Origin of the sequence: Xenorhabdus sp. KK7.4 (assembly GCF_963876465.1) — a bacterium.
GTDB classification, from domain to species: Bacteria; Pseudomonadota; Gammaproteobacteria; order Enterobacterales; family Enterobacteriaceae; genus Xenorhabdus; species Xenorhabdus stockiae.
The window spans coordinates 100,550-115,054 of sequence record NZ_CAWNQF010000100.1 but is presented as its reverse complement, the minus strand read 5'-3'; the positions used below and the strand labels follow the sequence as shown (position 1 = coordinate 115,054).

Below are 14,505 nucleotides of genomic sequence, written 5' to 3'. Positions count from 1 at the left end.
TATACACTTCGCCGCCGCCAATGAAAGAGGCAACTTGAAAGACGAAGTGTATAGGTTTATCTCAGTGGCGTAATGCGGTAAGCACAGCGCCTATCGTCATTCAGAATATATTCAGTTCGTTCTACTTGTGCCTGAAGAATGTCCCGGAACATTTTCAGCTCAGTACGACAAAAACTCTGGCAGATACTGGCAGCGGCACAGATGGGGCAGTGGTTTTCGACAAATAAAATAGTGCCATCTTCCTGAATAAAATATTGCGCCATATACCCCTCCTGACAGCGGATTTTAACCAGACGCTCAATCTTTTCTTGTAGATCGGCAGCGCCTTTTAGCGCTGTTTTATATTTTTCAGTAATTTCCTGTTCGCGGGATTGGATCACTACATCCAGTGCGGATTCACCTAATTGCTCACGGATAATCGTAATCATCTGAACGGTTAAATCTGCGTGTGTATCCGGAAATTTGGCGTTCCCTTTGTCAGTTAAATGCCAAAGCTGGATAGGGCGGCCAACTCCCCTTGTTTCAGAGCGTCCTTCAACCAGCCCTTCTTTAGCCAGTTTCACAAATTGTTGACGGGCTGCTTCCCCTGTCGTGCCTAAGAGCTTACCGGCATCTGCGGCTTGCATAGCGCCTTGTGTTTTTAACAGCATCAATAACCGTTCACTAACGGATTGTACGGAAATAGTGCTATTTTCCAAGTCAATGCTTGACATATTGTTGAACCTGACAGTAATTTATTCCAAGATTTACCTTGTTTAATTTAACGTAAGATATTTCACAACTCAACCTGAGTTCAGGATAATAAGCATGATAATAACGAAGGAAAATCGCTGGAGGGATCTGTTTTCCAGTAAAAACGCACCCAGTGCAATAGTACTTTCGATCGGTATCGGGCTGATGGCCGCCAATACCTTAATTGCGATTACGCTCCTGCCTTCTGCCGTAAAGGATATCGGTGGATTAAATCTCTATGCCTGGAATACAACGCTGTTTGTTGTAGCATCCATTATTGGTTCCATACTTTCAGCGAGATTACTGCATACATCAGGTGCGAGAAATGCCTATTTGGTTGCTGCCCTGATTTTTTTAATCGGTAGTTTATGGTGTGCTTTGGCGCCAACAATGGAATCCATGCTAGTTGGGAGAACCATTCAGGGGCTTGGTGGTGGATTTTTATTCGCTCTTTCTTATTTGATGATTAATCTGGTGTTTGAGGAATCTCTCTGGCCTAAAGCGATGGCGTTGATTTCCGGTACCTGGGGAGTGGCAACTTTAATCGGGCCGGCTATTGGTGGCATTTTTGCTGAAATGAATGCATGGCGTTATGCATTTGGCATGATGTTACCCGTGATTTTGCTTTATGCCTTATTTAGTTATCGAATTTTACCTCCGAAGCAAAAACAGAAGACAAGCAAAATGGCTTTGCCCATTACCCAGCTGATCCTATTATCTGTTGCTGTACTTGCTGTTTCCTCAGGGAGCCTGTCACAAGATGTGAGCATTAATATTCTCGGTATTATGACGGCAGTAGTGCTGGTATTTCTGTTAGTTCTCTATGAACGTAAGGCTTCGGTGAAGTTACTGCCTGAAAATGCGCTGAGTCTGAATTCACCTCATCTCACCTTATTCGCAACTATGATGCTTTTAGTTATTGGGTTGTCAGGAGATGTTTTTGTTCCCTATTTTTTGCAAGTTCTGCACGAACAGTCTCCTTTAGCCTCTGGTTATATGGTTGCAATGGCAGCAATTGGCTGGACTATTGGGGAAGTAATGAGTGCCAGTTGGCAGGGGGCGAAAATGCGTTTTGCGATTGTAAGCGGCCCTGCTTTTATGCTGGTGGGGATGCTGCTGCTGCTTGCGATGCTGCCTTATAAATCCATAGGTGAATGGCAAATAATATTACCAATCATTCTGGGGCTTGGGCTATTTGGTTTTGGTGTGGGCTTTGGCTGGCCTCATTTACTGACCCGTATTTTGCAGGTTTCCAGTGAGGCTGACAGAAATATTGCCGGTTCATCCATTACAACGGTTCAGTTGTTTGCTACTGCATTCGGCTCTGCACTGGCCGGAATGGTGACCAATATATTCGGTTTTTATCAGCCGGGTGGTCTGGAAGGAGCGGCTTCTGCTTCCCACTGGCTCTTTTTACTTTTTGCCATTGCGCCCATACTGGCGCTATTTACTGCATGGAAATCAGCAAAGATTACCGCAGAGAGCCGATAGAAGCAGATCATCACCGCAGGCAGAGCCTGAAATCCATTACGTATATGATTGCTACATTGGCTTTCCTCAGAAAAGCCAATGTAGACGAAGTAGCGCTATTTCCTCACTTCGTACCATATTAAATTCGGCATTATTAGGTAAATTATTTAGATAATTACGGTATTAGACGTCAAAGGAAAGATAAATATAATATATTGCTGCGATATATTAGAAAATAAACCTAAGGATATTTGATGTTCATGATTTCCAGCCAACCAACGGATGGTTTTAGTACCAGTAAGACATCCCCCCAAAGATACAGCCACTCAATAATAAAGCATATTATTATCCTATTTACGCTGCTTTTGAGCATAAGCAGTGTATCCGCAAAAGAAGTTCGACAGGAAACGACGCTCGTTGAAGTTCCGGCTCTTAGCCAGAGTATTACAGATATACCCAATATCTTGACTAAGAATGAACATCAACGACTGATTCGCCAGCTGGAAAAACTGCGTTCGGAATATAAAGTACAAATGGCGGTTTTGATTGTACCAACGATAGGAAGCGATAGCGTTGAAACCTTTTCTTCCCGCGTATTTGCTGAATGGAAGTTAGGTAGTAAACAGCGTAATGATGGCATTCTGTTTTTAGTGGCATACGATGACCACAAAATGCGGATTACTATTGGTTCTGGCCTCACAAAGCAGCTGCCGGATTCAAAGGTAGCAAATATTCTGAGTAAGGATGCAAAACCGGCCTTCAAAGAGGGAGACTATTACGAAGGGATACGCGCCAGTATTGATTCCATTGGGGTATTGATAAAAAACGCAGGGCAAGAGAAAGCACCGCAGGGTGTATCGAACATTGCTGGCGATAACGACAATATATTAGATAATGTATCATCAGGTGAAGACTTTTCAGCTCCGTTGATCCTCTGGCTGCTTGGTATGGTAATTCTGCCATTGGCGGTGTTCCGTACAGGTGGCTGGTTTAAACGTTTTCTCAAATGCGCCTCAACAGTCGCTGTTATTACGTTTGTACTCAGTCTGGTAGGTGTATTTCCTGCTCTTCCTCTGGGATATTATCTGCTGATTTTCTTCCTGCCAGTTATTCTGGTGTTAATTGTGCTCTTTTTCGGCGCATCATTGGTGGGAGGATTATTTAAACGCTTCTTTGGTGGCTCGGATTCTGCATCTCCTGTTAGTAGTTCCGATATATTCGTCGAAAATGCAGAGCTTTCTGATAATAAAGACATTTTCACTGGTGGTGGCGGTAAGAGTGATAATAAGGGTGCCTCAGATAGCTGGTGATTTATTTGGTTAGGAATACAGCATTGATGAATAACTGTAATTTATCTACTGTTGGGATATGAAATTTTTATTTTTGTGATCTTAGCCAAAATAAGTAGATAAAAGCTCTTTTTTTTTTGCTTTTTTCCGGAAGCTGTCAAGAGAATATAAAGGGTTATTTTTAGTCAGTCATATTTTATGGCTGGCTGAAATGAATTTTTTTACATTTTCTTTTTTACAAAAAGGGCATGGATATGAAAAAAGTTTTTTTGTTGTCTTTGCTTACATCAGGATTGGTGGTGGGTTCTTTTGCTTATGCTGATTCACAAAACGCTTCCATTGGTTATGCACAAAGTAAAGTAAAAAATTTCAAAGATATTAAAGGGGTAAATCTCAAGTATCGATATGAATGGGATGACCCTGTCAGTGTTATTGGCTCTTTGACCTATATGGCAGGCAAGGGTGGTTTATCTAATAAATCAGAGACAAAAGGTCTGACAAAACATAAAGGTGATATTAAATACACCTCATTCCTTGTTGGCCCGGCGTACCGAATAAATCCTCAGGTGAGTTTGTATGGCTTAGTGGGATTGGCTTATACAAATGCTAAGATTAATTTCGAGCGTGATAAAGTTAGCGGTGATATATCCAAGAAAAAAGGTTCTTTTGCGTATGGTGCTGGTGTTGAAATTAATCCCATAGATGATTTCGTGATCAACTTGGGTTATGAAGGTACTACGTTCAAAATAGCGGATATGAACAGCCCTATAAATGGATTTAATCTTGGAGTAGGTTACAGATTTTAAGCCCGATATTCTCCCCGCCATCTGGCGGGGAACTATTATTGTTGGGAAATGGGGTGCTTCAATTCAATCTCAGGGGAATCTGGTAAATAACGACCAGAGCTACTTAGCTGTCACGAATATGATTAATATTCCGATTTATTTCATGGCGTATCTTGTTCGCAAATATTTCTTTTTCCTGTAATGTCATTTTCTGTTCATACTTGCTAAAGAAATCATCCGGTGAATCAAATAGACCTAAATCCTGTACTATTCCGGCCCGTTGAATATACGTGCTATTATCTCCATGCCATTCAATAGGCGCATTAGCTAAATCATCAATTGCCACACCATAGCCTACAAATTTTCCTTTATGAGTTGCGTATTTTTTCTGTAGCGAAGTAAGATAGCCTTTATCTAAAATGATACCTTCAAAGTTTAGCCATTGCCCATTAATATAGACTTCAACCCATGTATGATAAATCTCCTGCGGAGCCATTTCATATATTTCCCCTAGCATAATTCCGTATTGTAGTGATTTATCAATGGTAAAGCCGTGTAAGCGACAGGGAAGGCCTAGCGCACGAAGAAGAGCCATAAATAAAATAGATTTGGTATTACACTGACCATAACCCATTTGTAATATTTTTGACGCTGTAAGTGAATCATCCTCATTAAATCCAAAAGTAATATCATCTTTAACAAAATTATAAATTACTTTTATTCTTTCAGTCTGAGCCAGGTTTAGCCAGCCTTTCTCGGTAATTAAATGCTGAATATTTTCGGCATAAAAATCTAATAAAGCTGTGCATGAAAGATACTGTTTCATTACCTATTTTCTCCTCGTTTAAATTACTTAAGACTAAAAAACTTATGAGGAGAAAACTTTCAAAAATCCGCTGATTTTTTTCGCGAAGCTTGGTTTTATACCCATCAACTTTCTGGTGGTGGAGGTAAGGTGTGAAGCACTATCAAAACCACATTGCATGGCAGCATCTGTTACTTTTTTACCTTTGGCAATTAAAAATAGAGCATTAACAAGCTGGTGAAAAAGAATATAACTTTTTAGATTTCCCCCTGTTTTTTCAGAAAAAAGATGTGATAAACGACTTGGGGAAAGAGGTATTTTTGCTGATATATCAAGGACACTATGATAGGTTTCTTGTGAAAAAATTAGGTGACCTAATATAGCTTTTAAACGGTTATCACCTATTGTGTGATTAAGATTGCAAGTTTGTGTCAGTGCCTTTTTATGTAGATTATCCCAGTGTACGAGATAAGTTTTTTCCTGCAATGAAGTATATTGAGCTGATATTGCCCTACACTCAGATGCTAATTTATTGTAATCCAATACTACATAATTTATTTTTCCATTTATTAACTGATGCTTTAAACACAATCCTAAAGGAGATGTATGGTTAATCAATGTCAGCCAATAAAACCTGTTATTCAATGTAACATCATGAATGACATCGCTATTAATTAAAATCGATTTAGTTTGTAAAGTTTGCCCAGAAATAGTAACCGTTATGGGTTTGCCATCTAAGGAGATCAGTAATTGCAGAAAAGTGTGCTTATGAGCATTAGTATCAATATCTGTTCCGATGAGTGTTAGATGATCTTCAGCTGCAAATGCTGTTACAAATGGAACAGAAGACATATTTTATGACCCCTTAGTAGAGCGTATTTATATTATGGGTATTACCATAAACCATAAGTTTATTACCAGAAAATACGGCACGAATTATCAGAAAGAAGCCGTTCGTGCCGTGATATTTTCAGGTTAATCCGCTAATAACGCGGCCCAGATTGCCTACTATTAATGTAAGAAAAACAAAGCACTCCTATTGCCAGAACAAGACAATAAACGATAATCGGCCAGGTAGTGGTATTGGAAAAAAGAGTAATAGTGAGCGTTCCACCAATTCCCAACAACACTCCACCCAGACAGGAGTAGAATGCCGTTACCGTTCCGGCCATATGATCAAAACCCTGTAGTGCACCATTAGGTGCGACGGCAATTGCTATAGCGATTCCAACTCCGACAAGCCACATCGGGATAATGAAACCCAATACTGAATTAGGTATGAAAGTTTCTCCGGCTGATAACAACAATGCTCCTGCTATCAGGCAAAACATACCCATTCGTAACGTATTCAGTAGCCCCCAGCGTACGATCAAATTTCCCACACTTCGCGCAGCTATCATCATTGCGATAGCCACTGTGGAAAACAGCAAGCTGAAAGTAATTTGTGATAATCCTTGCCGGTTCATCATTACCCATGGAGCGGTTGAAAAGAAGACGAAGAAGCTCCCTAGACCCGCACTGTAGCAGAATGTGTACAGCCAGAAATTCATGCTTTTTACAGGAAGAAGTAGCTGCGACCATTTTAATGCTGCAGTCCTTTGTTGCCGCGTTTCTGGGCAGAATACCCCGTACACAATAACCGTAGCTGCCATAGCCATTCCCAATAAAACAAAAATTGCGCGCCAACCCAGCCAGACATCAACCAGTGTTCCGAGCAAAGGCGCTATAGCCGGAACCATGGCAAGCATAGAGCCGAGTAAGCCATAGATAAAGTTGATTTCTTTGCGGCCAGAATAAATATCGCGCACAGCGGCGAACATCGCTACGAGACACGCTGAAGCTCCGCAGGCCTGAATAATTCTGAAACCCAAAAAAATTTCTGGTGATGAAGTGATGGCAAGGCCAAATGAAGCTAACGTATAAACAACTCCACCACTAAGTAAAACCGGGCGGCGACCGAACCTGTCTGACAGCGGGCCAAAGAGAAGCTGACCGACTCCAAATAGGATCATGTATACCGTCAACGTCAGTTGGATTGTTCCTGCTCCGGCACCAAGAGCATCAGCGATGAAAGGCATTACGGGCAGGTACATATCCATCGCCAGCGATGGCAGTAAATTAAATGGAGATAACAATAATATTGTGGCGGTAAGAGAATATTGCCAGGAAAAATCTTTTGTGTGCACGAATCCATCTCCTAAAGTTAAGGATTTGGCGGCGTGCTCATAGAATTGATAGGTTCTTGAGGACGCCGCAACAATCGAAAAAACGAGGATTGCTGCGGCTTATCTATCTGTTGTGTATTCGTTGACCATTCTCATCGGGTTATCCTGTTAATTTGAGAGACAAAGAGTCTTAAATTACGATGGATACTTTATAGACGATAATTCATTTTTTCTAACTATTTTTATCTAATTGTGATAGGCACGGCATTTATCTGTTCGTCGTGATTTGGTTGTAAATTCTGCTGTAATAATTCAACGCATTCTTGTGCACCACGCTTAAGCGCATTTCCTTTCAGGCACACAACATGTATAGGTAATACTAATCCATTTTTTGTATTACGGAATTCCAGTTGTTTCAGTGATCTGTCAATTAATTTTTCTTTAATGAGAGAGTAAGGAAGATTTCCCCATCCCATACCTGCTTCAACCAGACCGAGTGCCATCGAAAAATTATCTGTGCGCCAATATTTCGTTGCGACCTGAGTACGAAGATCACTCGGTTCACGGTGATGACTGGCAATAATAATCTGCCGGGTTTGGACTAAATCCTCAATATAAAGGGAAGTCTGATGAGATAAAGAAGGGTGAGATGATGAGATTGTTGCAATAAATGATTCATGACCAATGCAATAAATTTGTTCCTGTGGATTAACATGTAACCCGCCAAAAACTAATGCCAATTGAATACGATTCTGGTGCAGTAAAGGCAGAATATCGTCCTGAGGAGCGGTAATAATCTCAACATTCATTAATGGATAACGTTGATTAATTGTATGCAAAGCAAGGAATAATTTTTGTGGATTAACTCCCGTAGATACACCAATCGTTAGTGTACTCTCGACTCCTTGCGTCAATTCATGTGAAAAAACATTAAGCTGCCGTAAGTTATCGACAATCTCCCGCGCGTAAGGAGCCAAGGTTTTTGCTTTCTCAGTCGGTACAGGTTCCCGGCTTTTTCGATCAAATAAGGCAAATCCCAACTCCGCTTCAAGATTAGCGATTGCCATGCTAACCGCAGAGGGAACCCGGTGTAGTGTTCTGGCTGCGGCTGAAAATGAGCCTTTATCTAATACTGTCAGGAACACGAGTAAGTTGTCGCTGGTGAATGGCATATCTAACCTTTCAATAAAACTGATAGTAGTTAACTTTTATTATCACGTTTATTGATTTAACTTGCCAGTTTCAAAATAACAGCACAAAAACAGGTTTCGAATAAAATATGCAGGGCATTAAACGTAAAGTGGTTTTCATTACTGCTTATGAAGTTATCGGCTGGATGATTTCATCGCTGACACTCGCTTTCTTATCCGGTAATTCGGCGGGCGTTACAGGTCCCCTGGCTCTGGTCATTACAACCATCGCGGTCAGTTGGAATTTTATCTTTAATACATTGTTTGAGTTCTGGGAATCGCGTCAGCAATCACGCATCCGGACATTCTGGCGTCGAGTCGTACATGCTGTTTTATTTCAGCTAACTTTGGTTATCTTCTTAATCCCGCTTATTGCATGGTGGCTTTCAATCAGCTTACTTCAGGCGCTCATACTGGATTTCGCACTAATTATTTTCATCCCTATCTATACGTTCTTTTTCAACTGGGCTTTTGACAAAATTTTCGGATTGCCCAAATCCGCTCTTCCACAGGAAGAAAGCGTGCTTCGTTAGGATAACAAAAGCCAGTAATACTCAGATATTACTGGCTTTGTGAAATGTTGTGAGAGGTTATGAAACGTTATTCAATATTTTGTATTTGCTCACGCATCTGCTCAATCAACACTTTCAACTCAATCGCAGAATTTGTTACATCGGAATTAATTGATTTTGATGCCAGCGTATTCGACTCGCGGTTAAATTCCTGCATCATGAAATCCAGCCGACGGCCGACGGCTTCTTTCTTTTTCAGAATATTACGTGTTTCTTTGATATGTGCGTCTAAACGATCCAGCTCTTCCGCTACATCAATACGCTGAGCCAACAAGATAAGCTCTTGCTCAAGTCGGTTATTTTCTAATTGGATCTGGGCTTCTTCCAGCTTAGTTTGTAAACGCTCTCTTTGCCATTGCAGGATGGCCGGCATCTGTTCACGAACTTTACCCACTTCTACTGTTACGGCATCTAAGCGCTTCTCGATCAGCGCCTTAAGTGCCTGACCTTCAGTTTCACGGCTTTGGATAAAGGCATCCAGTGCCAGATCGAGTTCTGCCAGCAGTTGTGCGCTGATGGCATCGAGATCCTGTTCTTCGGCAGACATTACACCCGGCCAGCGCAGAATATCGACAGGGTTGATTTCCCCTTCGTTGCTCTGTTGTTTGATCCAGCCAGCAGCTTCAACGAGCTGTTTTGCCAGCTTTTCATTAAGAATCAGTGTGCCCTGAGTACGGGTATCCAGTTCAAAGCGCAGGTTACACTCCACTTTGCCGCGAGTCAGGCGGGAACGAATACGCTCACGGATGACGGGTTCCAGACTTCTGAATTGCTCCGGCAGACGAATGTAAGTTTCCAGGTAACGTTGATTGACAGAACGCAGTTCCCAGGCCGCGTTTCCCCAGTCTCCCTTGATATCTCGCCGCGCAAAAGCGGTCATGCTACGGATCATAACTCATTCCCAATTTATAAAATGATGAAAGATTATAACGCTCCATGCAGATGCAGGATAGGCATTCGCCACGTTAGGCCGTATAATGCGCCCCCAATAAAGTATTAACAGCGGAGAGAACACTATGAGCCAGATAGGAATGCGTCCGGCAGGAAGAGCAGTAGAGCAGGTTCGTCCTATTACAATCACCCGTAATTACACTAAACATGCGGAAGGCTCAGTTCTGGTTGAGTTTGGGGATACCAAGGTGTTATGTAATGCCTCCGTTGAAGAAGGGATCCCCCGTTTCCTGAAAGGTCAGGGGCAGGGCTGGATCACAGCAGAATATGGAATGTTGCCGCGGGCGACAAATACCCGCAATGCCCGTGAAGCAGCAAGAGGCAAGCAGACTGGCCGTACAATGGAAATCCAGCGTCTGATTGCCCGTTCATTGCGTGCGGCAGTCGATCTGAAAAAGCTGGGTGAATATACCATCACGTTAGACTGTGATGTTATTCAGGCAGATGGCGGCACGCGTACTGCCGCGATTTCCGGCGCATGTGTGGCTCTGGTAGATGCACTGAATAAACTGGTTGCTGATGGCAAACTGAAAGAAAGCCCGCTGAAATCAATGGTAGCAGCTGTTTCTGTTGGTATTGTTGAAGGTGAAGGCCGTTGTGATTTGGAGTATGTAGAAGACTCTGCGGCTGAAACTGATATGAACGTTGTCATGATGGATGATGGCCGGATGATTGAAGTTCAGGGTACGGCAGAAGGTGAGCCATTCAGCCATGATGAACTGCTCTCATTGCTTTCCCTTGCAAAAGGGGGATTGGAAACTATTTTTGCGGCGCAGCGAGATGCGCTAGAAAAGTAAATAGATCAGGCGGCTGAAGAGTCGCCTTTTTTATGTCTGTAATAACAGCAACAAGAATGATAATAATGCACAAAAGGAGAAACCCATGAAAGCCTATCAGCGCGAATTTATTGAACTGGCACTGAAAAAGCAAGTGCTGAAATTTGGCGAGTTTACGCTGAAATCCGGTCGTAAGAGCCCATATTTTTTCAATGCGGGTCTTTTTAATACCGGACGTGATTTGGCATTGATTGGTCGTTTTTATGCTGCAGCATTACAGGATAGTGGTATCCCGTGTGATCTGCTGTTCGGGCCAGCTTATAAAGGGATCCCAATTGCAACGACAACCGCTGTAGCATTGGCGGAGCATCATGATATTGATATGCCTTATTGCTTTAATCGCAAAGAAGCGAAAGATCATGGGGAAGGCGGAACGCTGGTCGGTAGCCCACTACAAGGCAGAGTTGTAGTGGTAGATGATGTGATAACAGCCGGAACTGCGATTCGTGAATCGATGGAAATCATCAAACAACATGGTGCAACGTTATCTGGCGTTATTTTGTGTCTGGATCGTCAGGAGCGCGGGCGGGAAACACTTTCAGCAATTCAGGAAGTTGAACGTGATTACCAGTGTCAGGTCTTCTCTATCATTACTTTAAATGACTTGATCACTTATCTGCGGGAAAATCCGGAAATGCAGTCTCATTTGGAAGCTGTGGAAGCTTACCGTCGCGAGTATGGTATCTGATTGATAAGTTCTGCCGTAATAGCAGGCTAAAAAAAATCCCTCGCCCAATGGTGGGCGGGGTGAGTAGTAGAAATAACATTCCGTATATAATATGGCTGGAATGTCATTACTGAGCGATTGGGTAGTCAACTCAGCTAGCCAAATCATGTTAACACAAATTAATGTAAAAAAACGCCTGTTATCAAATTTCTATCATGAAAAGTGGTAAGCGTGATTTATTGTAATTGCGTTAATATCAAAGGCCAGCGCACTTCAAATTCTTTCGTTGGTCGATAACGAAATTCAGAGCGAACGAAGCGAGAGAGCATTCCTTCACAAAAAGCCAGCAATTGTGATGCCAGTACGGTTTCATCATAACTGAAACCCTGACCATCCCGTATTTTCTTCTCTTTTAAGATCTGACGAAGCTGTACTTCAATGCGTTCAAACAGCTGGTTAATGCGGCTTTGTAGCTTGTCCTGCTCAAACATCAGGGCATGGCCTGTCATGATACGGGTCAGCCCCGGGTTTTTTTCTGCAAAGCCTAAAATCAGCATCAGGATTAACCGGAGTCGGGGAATAGTCTCTTTTTCATCCTGTAGGATGAGATTGATACGTGAAATCAAAGAGTCTTCAATGAACTCGATCAGGCTGTCAAACATCCGGGTTTTGCTTGGAAAATGACGATAAAGTGCGGCTTCAGAAACACCGACGTTGGCGGCAAGTTTTGCTGTGGTAATACGCTGGCTGCCATCGCTGGATTCAAGCATATGTGCCAGTGCCTGCAAGATTTCTTCACGTCTGTTTTTCTTTTTTGTACGTTCTATTTCTGCCATGTCTGGTAATACCCCTGCTAAGACAGCAAAATATCTATACCTTTCGCCTTTCAAGCTGCCTCTTTGTTGGCTGCATTCATTCACCCCGGTCACATAGTTATCTATGCTCCCCGGGATTACTGAGAGGCTCCTGCCTCTCACCGGAGGCCAGCCTTTGGCTGGGCAAATTCGTTCCCGACGAATTTGTCATTCCCTTGCAGCCGCGATGCAACTTGAAATCCATTGGGTATAAATCGCAACTCAAAACTGATTGGGTATACATTTTGCCCATACAAAGATAGGCAAAAATATAAAAGTGGGTTAATGGTATCAGGCGTTAGGAAAATTATTGACGACCGGAATGACCAAAACCACCACTGCCACGTTCACTGCTTTCAAAATCTTCTACCAAGTTAAACTCAGCCTGAACAACGGGGACAAGCACCATTTGTGCAATGCGTTCACCCGGTTCAATGACGAAGGTCTTATCTCCGCGGTTCCAGACAGAAACCATCAGCTGCCCCTGATAATCAGAGTCAATCAGCCCGACTAGATTACCCAGTACTACCCCGTGTTTATGACCCAGACCAGAGCGGGGAAGGATGACCGCAGCGAGTTGTTCATCCGCGATATGGATAGCAAGCCCCGTGGGAAGAAGTTCAGTCTGACCGGGAGCCAGTTCCACTGCATTATCCAGACAAGCACGTAAATCTAAACCCGCAGAACCAGGAGTAGCGTAAGTCGGTAAAGGAAATTCTTGTCCGATGCGGGGATCAAGGATTTTAACGTCGATTTTTTTCATCATAGCGTTTGAATATCTCGTCTAATAAGCGGTGGCTGAGTTGTAATTTACCACTGTGCGGTAAATTAGTGCTGCCATCATGCCAGAACAGCTGTAATGCGTTGGTATCACTGTTAAAGCCATGTTCAGCCAGCGATACATCGTTCGCGCAAATCAGGTCCAGATTCTTCTGCCTGAGTTTTCCGCGGGCGTATTCTTCCACATTCCGGGTTTCGGCTGCAAATCCAACGACAAAGGGGCGATGTTTTTCCATTGCCGCAACACTCGCTACGATGTCAGGATTTTTGACTAATGTATAGGTGATTTCATCACCCTGTTTCTTGAGTTTTTCAGTTGCAGTCTGCTTGAAGCGATAATCAGAGACGGCAGCACAGCCGATGAAAATATGCTGTGAAGCAGCCGTTTCCTGTACTTGTTTGTACATTTCCAGTGCGCTGGTGACATCAATACGTTTGACGTGCAGAGGCGTCGGCAAATTAACAGGGCCGGTAATCAACGTGACTTCCGCACCACGTTCTGCCGCTGCCTGAGCGATAGAAAAGCCCATTTTTCCGGAGCTATGATTAGTAATAAAACGGACAGGATCTAATGCCTCACGAGTCGGGCCGGCAGTAATTGTGATTTGAAGGCCCACAAAATCTCTGACAGGGTTTAAGTGCTGAGTTGCCCGCTCGACGATCTCCATCGGTTCAATCATTCTTCCCGGCCCTACATCACCACAGGCCTGACTGCCTTCATCCGGACCCCAAATCAGCACATTACGCTCTCTTAGTATGTTGAGATTATGCTGAGTAGCTTTGGCCCGGTACATTTGCTGGTTCATTGCAGGAACAACTGCCAGAGGTGCTGCTGAAGCCAGGCAAATAGTCGTTACTAAATCGTTTGCCATACCAGCACTTAAACGGGCCAGCAGATCGGCGGTAGCAGGGGCAAGAATGATCAAGTCAGCCCATTTCGCCAGTTCAATATGCCCCATAGCCGCTTCTGCCGCTGGGTCTAAAAGATCAGCAGAAACTGGATGACCTGAGACGGCCTGTAATGTCAGAGGAGTAATAAAAGCTTCTGCTGCTGGTGTCATCACTACGCGCACTTGTGCACCGCGATCGCGTAAACGACGTACCAGCTCCGCTGTTTTATAAGCAGCAATACCGCCACTGATACCGAGCACAATCTGTTTACCAGAAAGATGCTTACCAGAAAGTTCGTTGCCGGAAAGTCCTGCCATTCTGATTGTCCACCTGTAAGTTACGATTACCAAGATTCTATCATAAGAAAATAAAGTACTGAGAATATGGAGCTGAGAACGCCTCTGTTTTGTGATGACTAAATGACAAGTTTGCGAAGCGTTACGCAAAGCATAAGAATGGCTCTGGCGGTTGTTTTTTCATCATGAGATATTAGCGATGTGAGTATCGGCAGTATGCGC

At 43.1% G+C, this 14,505-nt stretch carries 14 protein-coding genes and 1 pseudogene; 6 read left to right on the top strand and 9 right to left on the bottom strand.

What is annotated here, in order from left to right:
* Nucleotides 1-56: 56 nt before the first annotated feature.
* A complete protein-coding gene (locus AACS90_RS17775) occupies nucleotides 57-713 on the bottom strand; it encodes a helix-turn-helix transcriptional regulator (protein WP_099120974.1) in 657 nt (218 codons plus the stop codon).
* Between the two features lie 94 nt (nucleotides 714-807).
* Between AACS90_RS17775 and AACS90_RS17770 the strand changes: the two genes are divergently transcribed.
* The 3 genes from AACS90_RS17770 to AACS90_RS17760 all read left to right on the top strand — a co-directional run bounded on the left by AACS90_RS17770 (nucleotide 808) and on the right by AACS90_RS17760 (nucleotide 4,297).
* Nucleotides 808-2,223, top strand: coding sequence for an MFS transporter (locus tag AACS90_RS17770; protein WP_099120972.1), 1,416 nt, complete (start codon nucleotides 808-810; stop codon nucleotides 2,221-2,223).
* A 233-nt stretch (nucleotides 2,224-2,456) separates the two neighbouring features.
* A complete protein-coding gene (locus AACS90_RS17765; RefSeq protein WP_099120971.1) occupies nucleotides 2,457-3,512 on the top strand; it encodes a TPM domain-containing protein in 1,056 nt (351 codons plus the stop codon).
* A 233-nt stretch (nucleotides 3,513-3,745) separates the two neighbouring features.
* Nucleotides 3,746-4,297, top strand: a complete 552-nt coding sequence (locus tag AACS90_RS17760) for an Ail/Lom family outer membrane beta-barrel protein (RefSeq protein ID WP_099120969.1) — start codon at nucleotides 3,746-3,748, stop codon at nucleotides 4,295-4,297.
* Between the two features lie 103 nt (nucleotides 4,298-4,400).
* Here the strand turns inward: AACS90_RS17760 and AACS90_RS17755 are convergent, their stop codons facing one another.
* The 4 genes and pseudogenes from AACS90_RS17755 to AACS90_RS17740 all read right to left on the bottom strand — a co-directional run bounded on the left by AACS90_RS17755 (nucleotide 4,401) and on the right by AACS90_RS17740 (nucleotide 8,418).
* The gene (locus AACS90_RS17755) at nucleotides 4,401-5,102 is read right to left on the bottom strand and encodes a transglutaminase-like domain-containing protein (RefSeq protein WP_099120967.1); all 702 of its coding nucleotides are present in this window, start codon (nucleotides 5,100-5,102) and stop codon (nucleotides 4,401-4,403) included.
* Nucleotides 5,103-5,144: 42 nt separating this feature from the next.
* The gene (locus AACS90_RS17750) at nucleotides 5,145-5,933 is read right to left on the bottom strand and encodes a helix-turn-helix transcriptional regulator (protein WP_099120966.1); all 789 of its coding nucleotides are present in this window, start codon (nucleotides 5,931-5,933) and stop codon (nucleotides 5,145-5,147) included.
* Nucleotides 5,934-6,073: 140 nt separating this feature from the next.
* Nucleotides 6,074-7,267, bottom strand: a pseudogene (cml, locus tag AACS90_RS17745) (CmlA/FloR family chloramphenicol efflux MFS transporter); the annotation flags it as partial.
* 221 nt (nucleotides 7,268-7,488) lie between these two features.
* Nucleotides 7,489-8,418, bottom strand: coding sequence for a LysR family transcriptional regulator (locus tag AACS90_RS17740; protein WP_099120963.1), 930 nt, complete (start codon nucleotides 8,416-8,418; stop codon nucleotides 7,489-7,491).
* A gap of 107 nt (nucleotides 8,419-8,525) precedes the next feature.
* On the opposite strand from AACS90_RS17740, the gene AACS90_RS17735 reads away from it, so the two are divergent.
* Nucleotides 8,526-8,969, top strand: coding sequence for a PACE efflux transporter (locus tag AACS90_RS17735; protein ID WP_099120961.1), 444 nt, complete (start codon nucleotides 8,526-8,528; stop codon nucleotides 8,967-8,969).
* 67 nt (nucleotides 8,970-9,036) lie between these two features.
* Here the strand turns inward: AACS90_RS17735 and AACS90_RS17730 are convergent, their stop codons facing one another.
* Nucleotides 9,037-9,900 (bottom strand): YicC/YloC family endoribonuclease, encoded by an 864-nt coding sequence (locus tag AACS90_RS17730; protein ID WP_099120960.1) that lies wholly within the window; start codon nucleotides 9,898-9,900, stop codon nucleotides 9,037-9,039.
* A gap of 139 nt (nucleotides 9,901-10,039) precedes the next feature.
* Between AACS90_RS17730 and rph the strand changes: the two genes are divergently transcribed.
* Together rph and pyrE are read left to right on the top strand one after the other, a co-directional pair.
* On the top strand, nucleotides 10,040-10,756 hold the full coding sequence (gene rph, locus AACS90_RS17725; protein ID WP_099121072.1) for a ribonuclease PH: 717 nt from the start codon (nucleotides 10,040-10,042) through the stop codon (nucleotides 10,754-10,756).
* 85 nt (nucleotides 10,757-10,841) lie between these two features.
* Nucleotides 10,842-11,483 (top strand): orotate phosphoribosyltransferase, encoded by a 642-nt coding sequence (pyrE, locus tag AACS90_RS17720; protein WP_099120959.1) that lies wholly within the window; start codon nucleotides 10,842-10,844, stop codon nucleotides 11,481-11,483.
* Between the two features lie 215 nt (nucleotides 11,484-11,698).
* On the opposite strand, the gene slmA is transcribed toward pyrE, so the two are convergent.
* The 3 genes from slmA to coaBC all read right to left on the bottom strand — a co-directional run bounded on the left by slmA (nucleotide 11,699) and on the right by coaBC (nucleotide 14,304).
* Nucleotides 11,699-12,298: a nucleoid occlusion factor SlmA gene (gene slmA / locus AACS90_RS17715; RefSeq protein WP_099120957.1), complete on the bottom strand. Its 600-nt coding sequence runs from the start codon at nucleotides 12,296-12,298 to the stop codon at nucleotides 11,699-11,701.
* Between the two features lie 325 nt (nucleotides 12,299-12,623).
* Nucleotides 12,624-13,082, bottom strand: coding sequence for a dUTP diphosphatase (dut, locus tag AACS90_RS17710; RefSeq protein ID WP_099120955.1), 459 nt, complete (start codon nucleotides 13,080-13,082; stop codon nucleotides 12,624-12,626).
* Nucleotides 13,060-14,304, bottom strand: a complete 1,245-nt coding sequence (gene coaBC / locus AACS90_RS17705) for a bifunctional phosphopantothenoylcysteine decarboxylase/phosphopantothenate--cysteine ligase CoaBC (protein ID WP_099120954.1) — start codon at nucleotides 14,302-14,304, stop codon at nucleotides 13,060-13,062. Before coaBC ends, dut begins: the two co-directional genes overlap by 23 nt.
* Nucleotides 14,305-14,505: the final 201 nt, after the last annotated feature.

Excerpts from the sequence above, each read along its gene's own strand:
- AACS90_RS17775 (WP_099120974.1), bottom strand. The coding sequence starts at position 713 with ATGTCAAGCATTGACTTGGAAAATAGCACTATTTCCGTACAATCCGTT.
- AACS90_RS17770 (WP_099120972.1), top strand. The coding sequence starts at position 808 with ATGATAATAACGAAGGAAAATCGCTGGAGGGATCTGTTTTCCAGTAAA.
- AACS90_RS17765 (WP_099120971.1), top strand. The coding sequence starts at position 2,457 with ATGTTCATGATTTCCAGCCAACCAACGGATGGTTTTAGTACCAGTAAG.
- AACS90_RS17760 (WP_099120969.1), top strand. The coding sequence starts at position 3,746 with ATGAAAAAAGTTTTTTTGTTGTCTTTGCTTACATCAGGATTGGTGGTG.
- AACS90_RS17755 (WP_099120967.1), bottom strand. The coding sequence starts at position 5,102 with ATGAAACAGTATCTTTCATGCACAGCTTTATTAGATTTTTATGCCGAA.
- AACS90_RS17750 (WP_099120966.1), bottom strand. The coding sequence starts at position 5,933 with ATGTCTTCTGTTCCATTTGTAACAGCATTTGCAGCTGAAGATCATCTA.
- AACS90_RS17740 (WP_099120963.1), bottom strand. The coding sequence starts at position 8,418 with ATGCCATTCACCAGCGACAACTTACTCGTGTTCCTGACAGTATTAGAT.
- AACS90_RS17735 (WP_099120961.1), top strand. The coding sequence starts at position 8,526 with ATGCAGGGCATTAAACGTAAAGTGGTTTTCATTACTGCTTATGAAGTT.
- AACS90_RS17730 (WP_099120960.1), bottom strand. The coding sequence starts at position 9,900 with ATGATCCGTAGCATGACCGCTTTTGCGCGGCGAGATATCAAGGGAGAC.
- rph (WP_099121072.1), top strand. The coding sequence starts at position 10,040 with ATGCGTCCGGCAGGAAGAGCAGTAGAGCAGGTTCGTCCTATTACAATC.
- pyrE (WP_099120959.1), top strand. The coding sequence starts at position 10,842 with ATGAAAGCCTATCAGCGCGAATTTATTGAACTGGCACTGAAAAAGCAA.
- slmA (WP_099120957.1), bottom strand. The coding sequence starts at position 12,298 with ATGGCAGAAATAGAACGTACAAAAAAGAAAAACAGACGTGAAGAAATC.
- dut (WP_099120955.1), bottom strand. The coding sequence starts at position 13,082 with ATGATGAAAAAAATCGACGTTAAAATCCTTGATCCCCGCATCGGACAA.
- coaBC (WP_099120954.1), bottom strand. The coding sequence starts at position 14,304 with ATGGCAGGACTTTCCGGCAACGAACTTTCTGGTAAGCATCTTTCTGGT.